We start from the raw sequence: 6,060 nt of genomic DNA on the forward strand, positions 1-6,060 counted from the left end.
GCGGAAACACGCCGCGCCACAAGGGGGCATCGCGTCGCGGCCGACCACGCCACCCCGGACGCAGCCATCCGGCGCCGGCACCGACGAGGTGCGACGTCCCCGCCGGCATACGGCCCGGCCCACGGACGCACCCGGCCGCAAACCGGCAAGGCAGGGCAGGGGCCAGGCGTGGCCCCGCCACGCGCTCCCGGCGGAGCCGCCTACGCGAGACCCAGCCGCTCGGCCGCCACATCCGCGTCCACCGGCACCGTGAGGGGCTGAGGCGCTCCGGTGACCGCCCAGTCGGGGTCCTTGAGGCCGTTGCCGGTGACCGTGCAGACGATCCGCTGGCCCGGGTCGACCTTCCCCTCCTCGGCGGCCTTGAGCAGGCCCGCCACCGACGCCGCGGAGGCCGGCTCCACAAAGACCCCTTCGCGCGAGGCCAGCAGCCGGTAGGCGCGCAGGATCTGACGGTCGGTCACCTCATCGATGAAGCCGCCCGACTCGTCCCGGGCGGCAAGCGCGTACTCCCAGGAGGCCGGGTTGCCGATCCGGATCGCGGTGGCGATGGTCGCCGGGTCCTTGACGACCTCGCCGCGCACGATGGGCGCCGAACCCGAGGCCTGGAAGCCCCACATCCGGGGAGTGCGGGTGGACACCGCGTCGGCTGCGTACTCCTTGTAGCCCTTCCAGTAGGCCGTGATGTTCCCGGCGTTGCCGACCGGGAGCACATGGATGTCGGGGGCGTCGCCGAGCGCGTCCACGATCTCGAACGCGGCGGTCTTCTGGCCCTGGATACGGACCGGGTTCACCGAATTGACCAGCGCCACCGGGTAGTTCTCGGAGAGCCCGCGAGCCAGCACCAGGCAGTCGTCGAAGTTGCCGTCGACCTGGAGGATCTTCGCCCCGTGGACCAGGGCCTGCCCCAGCTTGCCCATGGCGATCTTGCCCTGGGGGATCAGCACCGCGCTGACCATCCCGGCCCGCCCGCCGTAGGCGGCGGCTGAGGCGGAGGTGTTCCCGGTGGAGGCGCAGATGACGGCCTGCGCGCCCTCCTCCTTGGCCTTGCTGATCGCCATCGTCATCCCGCGGTCCTTGAAGGACCCGGTCGGGTTCGCACCCTCGACCTTGAGATATACCTCACAGCCGGTGGCCTCGGAGAGGACTCCCGCGGCGACGAGCGGCGTGCCGCCCTCGCCCAGCGTGACGACCGGCGTGGTCTGCGTCACCGGGAGCCGGTCCCGGTACTCCTCGATGATGCCGCGCCACTGGTGCGTGCGAGTACTCATGGGTGCCTACTCTCCTTCAACCCGCATGATGCTGGCGACACCACGCACGGTGTCGAGTTCGCGCAGCGCCTCGACCGTCCCGGAGAGGGCGGCGTCGGGCGCGCGGTGGGTGACGACGACAAGTGAGGCCTCGCCGTCCTTGCCCTTCTGGCGCACCGTGTCGATGGATACGCCGTGCTCGGCGAAGACCGTCGCGACCTGGGCGAGCACACCCGGTTTGTCGGCCACGTCGAGGCTGATGTGGTACCGCGTCACGACCTCGCCCATCGGGCTCACGGGCAGCTGGGTGTACACGGACTCGCCGGGCCCGGTGGCTTCGGCGAGCTTGTTGCGGCAGACCGCGACCAGGTCGCCGAGCACCGCGGAGGCGGTCGGGGAGCCGCCGGCGCCGGGGCCGTAGAACATCAGCCGCCCGGCGGCGTCCGCCTCCACGAAGACGGCGTTGTACGCCTCGCGGACGGAGGCCAGCGGGTGGCTGAGCGGGATCATCGCGGGGTGGACCCGGGCGGTGACCGACTTGCCGTCGGCCGCCCGCTCGCAGATCGCCAGCAGCTTGATGGTGCAGCCCATCTTCTTGGCGGACGCGAAGTCGGCGGCGGTGACCTCGGTCATGCCCTCGCGGTAGACGTCGTCGAGGCGTACCCGGGTGTGGAAGGAGATACCGGCGAGGATCGCGGCCTTGGCTGCGGCGTCGAAGCCCTCCACGTCGGCGGTCGGGTCGGCCTCGGCGTAGCCGAGCGCGGTGGCCTCGTCCAGTGCCTCGGAGTAGCCCGCGCCGGAGGTGTCCATCTTGTCGAGGATGAAGTTCGTGGTGCCGTTGACGATGCCGAGCACCCGGTTGACCTTGTCGCCCGCGAGTGACTCGCGCAGCGGCCTGATCAGCGGGATGGCGCCGGCGACGGCGGCCTCGAAGTAGAGGTCGCGGCCGTGCTTCTCGGCGGCGGCGTACAGCGTGGCCCCGTCCTCGGCGAGCAGCGCCTTGTTGGCGGAGACCACGGAGGCGCCGTGCTCGAACGCGGTGGTGATCAGGGTCCGGGCCGGCTCGATCCCGCCGATCACCTCCACGACCACGTCGATGTCGCCGCGCGAGACGAGCGCGGTGGCGTCCGTGGTGACGAGCTCACGCGGGATCCCCTCACGCACCTTGGACGGGCGGCGCACGGCGACCCCGGCGAGCTCCACCGGGGCGCCGATCCGCGCGGCGAGGTCATCGGCGTGCGTCGTCATGAGGCGGGCCACCTCTGAGCCGACTACACCACAGCCCAGGAGCGCCACCTTCAGCGGACGCGTACGCATCATCCGACCTTCGCCTTTCATCGAACACAGCCGTTTCTTCATTCAGGGTGCGAACCAGTCTCACTCACCTTTTGGCGGATTCCGGCGCACCGTCCATATCCCGAGACAGATATTCCACCACCCGGCATCACCCGACATCGAGGCGCAGTAGATCCTCCTCGGTCTCACGCCGGACGATCACCCGCGCCTCCCCGTCCCGCACCGAGACGACTGGCGGGCGCAGCGCGTGGTTGTAGTTGCTCGCCATCGAGCGGCAGTAGGCGCCGGTGGCGGGCACGGCCAGCAGGTCACCCGGTGCGAGGTCGGCGGGCAGGAAGGCGTCCCGTACGACGATGTCGCCGCTCTCGCAGTGCTTGCCGACCACCCGTACGAGCATCGGCGCGGCGGCCGACGTACGCGAGACGAGGGCGACGCTGTACTCGGCGTCGTAGAGGGCCGTACGGATGTTGTCGGACATCCCACCGTCGACGCTGACGTACGTCCGCAGCCCGGCGAGCGGCTTGATCGTACCGACCTCGTACAGCGTGAAGGCGGAGGGCCCGACGATGGCCCGTCCGGGCTCGACGGAGATCCGGGGCGTACGCAGCCCGGCGGCTTCACACTCACGGGTGACGATCTCGCTGAGGGACTTGGCGATCTCGTGCGGCTCGCGGGGATCGTCGTCCGGGGTGTACGCGATACCGAGGCCACCGCCCAGGTCGATCTCGGGCAGCTCGACACCGTGCTCGTCCCGGATCTCGGCCAGCAGGCCCACCACGCGACGGGCCGAGACCTCGAAACCGGCCATGTCGAAGATCTGCGAGCCGATGTGCGAATGGATGCCGATCAGCTCCAGACCGTCGAGCTTCAGCGCCCGGCGGACCGCTTCGGCCGCCTGACCGTCCGCGAGCGCGATGCCGAACTTCTGGTCCTCGTGCGCGGTCGCGATGAACTCGTGCGTATGGGCCTCGACGCCGACGGTGACCCGGATCTGGACCCGCTGGCGCCTGCCGAGCGACTGGGCGACGTGCGCCACGCGCACGATCTCCTGGAAGGAGTCGAGCACGATGCGCCCGACCCCGACGCGTACGGCCTTCTCGATCTCCTCGGGCGACTTGTTGTTGCCGTGGAAGGCGATGCGCTCGGCGGGCATCCCGGCGTCGAGCGCCGTGGCGAGCTCCCCGCCCGAACACACGTCGAGGTTGAGCCCCTCCTCCGTCAGCCAGCGCACCACCGCGCGGCTCAGGAAGGCCTTGCCCGCATAGAACACGTCGGCGTCCTTGCCGAATGCGTCCGCCCAGGCACGGCAGCGGGCGCGGAAGTCCGCCTCGTCCAGGAAATAGGCGGGGGTGCCGAACTCCTCGGCCAGCCGGGTGACTTCGACCCCGCCGACACTGACCACCCCGTCCTCGTTCCGGGTGACGGTGCGTGCCCACACCTTCTCGTGGAGAGCGTTGAGGTCGGCAGGTGGTGCCGAGTAGTGGCTTTCGGGCAGGACGTCTCCATGGCGGGGGCCTGCGGGGTGCGCGGAACGGCTCATTCTGTCTTTCTCACATTCCCTACACGTATTCGGGCGCGCTGATGCCGAGCAGGGTCAGGCCGCCGGCCAGCACCGTCCCGGCGGCTTCGGCGAGGGCGAGCCGGGAACGATGGGCGGCCGAGGGTTTCTCGTCACCGAGGGGCAGCACGGTGTGCTGGAACCCGAGGAAGGCGTCGGCGGTGGTCTCCAGCTGCCGCGCGAGACGGTCCGGGGCGCTGTGGCGGACGGCGGAGACCAGCACCCGGGGATAGTCACCGATGGCGGCGAGCAGCGCGGGCGCGTCGACCGTCTCCTCAAGCTCTCCGTGGCGGACCGGAATACCGAGCCGCTCGGCGGCCCGCCCCAGCGCGCGGGCGCGGGAGTGCGCGTACCGCACCCGGAAGAGGGGATTGGCCTCCGCCTGGACCAGCAGCCCCGCGTCCAGCCTCGGCCGGTCGTGCGCGGCGGCTCGCAGCATCGCCCAGCGGGCGGCGTCGGCCCCGTAGCACCGCAGCAGCTCCCCCGCACCGGCGCCGGCGCCCGCGGGGCGCACATCGACCCGCGGCCCTGAAGCGCCCGACCGCGTCACGACCCCGAGCCGCCCCCATTCCGCGTCGGCCGCCCCCGCACACTCGGCGTCCGCCGCGGCACCCTGCGCGAGCGCCAGCCTCCGCAGCCCATCGGCCACGACGGCGCCCCTGACCTCGGGCCGATGCCGGTACACACACCGCTCACCCGCCATACCGTCCCCGTGCCCGTACCGGCCGCCCTGCTCGAGCACCGTACGCACGAGAGACCCGTCGGCCCCGGTATCCAGCGTGATGTTGAGGAACCCGGGCCCGGTGACCTCGACACCCGCGATCCCCGGCTGACGGACGAGCTGCTCGGAGAGCACTTCGGCGACCCGCACCGCGGGCATCTGCGCCTCGCGCGCGAGGCGCAGCGCGGCATTGGTCGCGTAGTCCCCCCGCCCCCCGGGCCGCGGCCGCTCCACGACGACCCGTTCGGGCACCGCCACCAGCCCCCCGAGGGCACCCTCCTCGACCGCACGGCGCACGGCGCTCAGCACGGTACGGGAGAGATCTGCGGGGGTCACGGGACCAGCGTATGGGAGGAAGGGGGTGTGATCGCGAACCGATTCCGCCATGCGGTCAGCTCAGCCCCGCGCACTCCCCGCCTGCCCGGCCCCGTACCTGCCGTCAACCGGCGGCGGCCCCTCCTTGCACAGCCGATGCACCAACCGCACCAACTCGCCCGGCTCAAAAGGCTTCGCGAGAAACGCATCGACCCCGGCGGCGACCCCGGCCCCGGCCTCGTACTGTGTGCAGGCACTGACGATGGCCACCGGCACCTGCCGCGTCCGCGGATCGGCCCGCAGCCGCGCGGCGGTGCGCAGCCCGTCGAGCCGCGGCATCACCACATCAAGCGTGATCACGTCCGGCCGTACCCGGTGCACGACCTCCAGACACTCGGCACCATCAGCAGCGGTCACGACCTCGAAACCCTCCAGTTCGAGATTGACCCTGATCAGCTGCCGAATGACCCTGTTGTCATCCACAACAAGCACCCGGCCGGACGCGCCTGACACAACTCGAGAGTAGGTCGCGCACCCCTCCCCCGTCCGGGTTTTCCCCACTTCCACCCCGCCGGGCAGAGCCCCGCCCGAACACTCGCCCCCGGCCCCGCCCACCCGAATCCGCCCCCGCTCACTGCCTGGAAATACCTGTTCACAGGCACCCCTCCGAAGCTGGTAGGGTTCTACCCGTCGCCGCCGAGAGCGGCGGACGCCCCCGTAGCTCAGGGGATAGAGCAACGGCCTCCGGAGCCGTGTGCGCAGGTTCGAATCCTGCCGGGGGCACTCGCCGGTCAGCCAGCAAGAATCAAGCTCTGACCAGCGCGAATGCCCACATGGAAAAGCGGGGGGGGGGTGGACCACAGACCGCCTGATTAGGTCTCCTGCAGAGACGAGCCCCCCACCCACACCCACCCCGCGACCCC

The 6,060-nt window shown here is 71.2% G+C and carries 5 protein-coding genes and 1 tRNA gene; 1 reads left to right on the forward strand and 5 read right to left on the reverse strand.

Annotated elements, in window-relative coordinates:
• Positions 1 to 200: 200 nt before the first annotated feature.
• From thrC to ACFWI9_RS22975, 5 genes are all read right to left on the reverse strand, one after another.
• Entirely contained in the window at positions 201 to 1,268 is a 1,068-nt protein-coding gene (gene thrC / locus ACFWI9_RS22955; RefSeq protein WP_387164690.1) for a threonine synthase, read from the reverse strand.
• Positions 1,269 to 1,274: 6 nt separating this feature from the next.
• The gene (locus tag ACFWI9_RS22960) at positions 1,275 to 2,567 is read right to left on the reverse strand and encodes a homoserine dehydrogenase (RefSeq protein WP_387164692.1); all 1,293 of its coding nucleotides are present in this window, start codon (positions 2,565 to 2,567) and stop codon (positions 1,275 to 1,277) included.
• Between the two features lie 124 nt (positions 2,568 to 2,691).
• On the reverse strand, positions 2,692 to 4,083 hold the full coding sequence (lysA, locus tag ACFWI9_RS22965; RefSeq protein WP_387164695.1) for a diaminopimelate decarboxylase: 1,392 nt from the start codon (positions 4,081 to 4,083) through the stop codon (positions 2,692 to 2,694).
• Between the two features lie 19 nt (positions 4,084 to 4,102).
• The gene (gene nrtL, locus ACFWI9_RS22970; RefSeq protein ID WP_387164696.1) at positions 4,103 to 5,158 is read right to left on the reverse strand and encodes an ArgS-related anticodon-binding protein NrtL; all 1,056 of its coding nucleotides are present in this window, start codon (positions 5,156 to 5,158) and stop codon (positions 4,103 to 4,105) included.
• Between the two features lie 60 nt (positions 5,159 to 5,218).
• Positions 5,219 to 5,698, reverse strand: a complete 480-nt coding sequence (locus ACFWI9_RS22975; RefSeq protein ID WP_387164719.1) for a response regulator — start codon at positions 5,696 to 5,698, stop codon at positions 5,219 to 5,221.
• 150 nt (positions 5,699 to 5,848) lie between these two features.
• Here ACFWI9_RS22975 and ACFWI9_RS22980 point away from each other — a divergent pair.
• A tRNA-Arg gene (locus ACFWI9_RS22980) sits at positions 5,849 to 5,920 on the forward strand.
• Positions 5,921 to 6,060: the final 140 nt, after the last annotated feature.

Source organism: Streptomyces sp. NPDC127084, from assembly GCF_042724175.1.
Classification (GTDB): Bacteria; Actinomycetota; Actinomycetes; order Streptomycetales; family Streptomycetaceae; genus Streptomyces.

Excerpts from the sequence above, each read along its gene's own strand:
- thrC (WP_387164690.1), bottom strand. The coding sequence starts at position 1,268 with ATGAGTACTCGCACGCACCAGTGGCGCGGCATCATCGAGGAGTACCGG.
- ACFWI9_RS22960 (WP_387164692.1), bottom strand. The coding sequence starts at position 2,567 with ATGATGCGTACGCGTCCGCTGAAGGTGGCGCTCCTGGGCTGTGGTGTA.
- lysA (WP_387164695.1), bottom strand. The coding sequence starts at position 4,083 with ATGAGCCGTTCCGCGCACCCCGCAGGCCCCCGCCATGGAGACGTCCTG.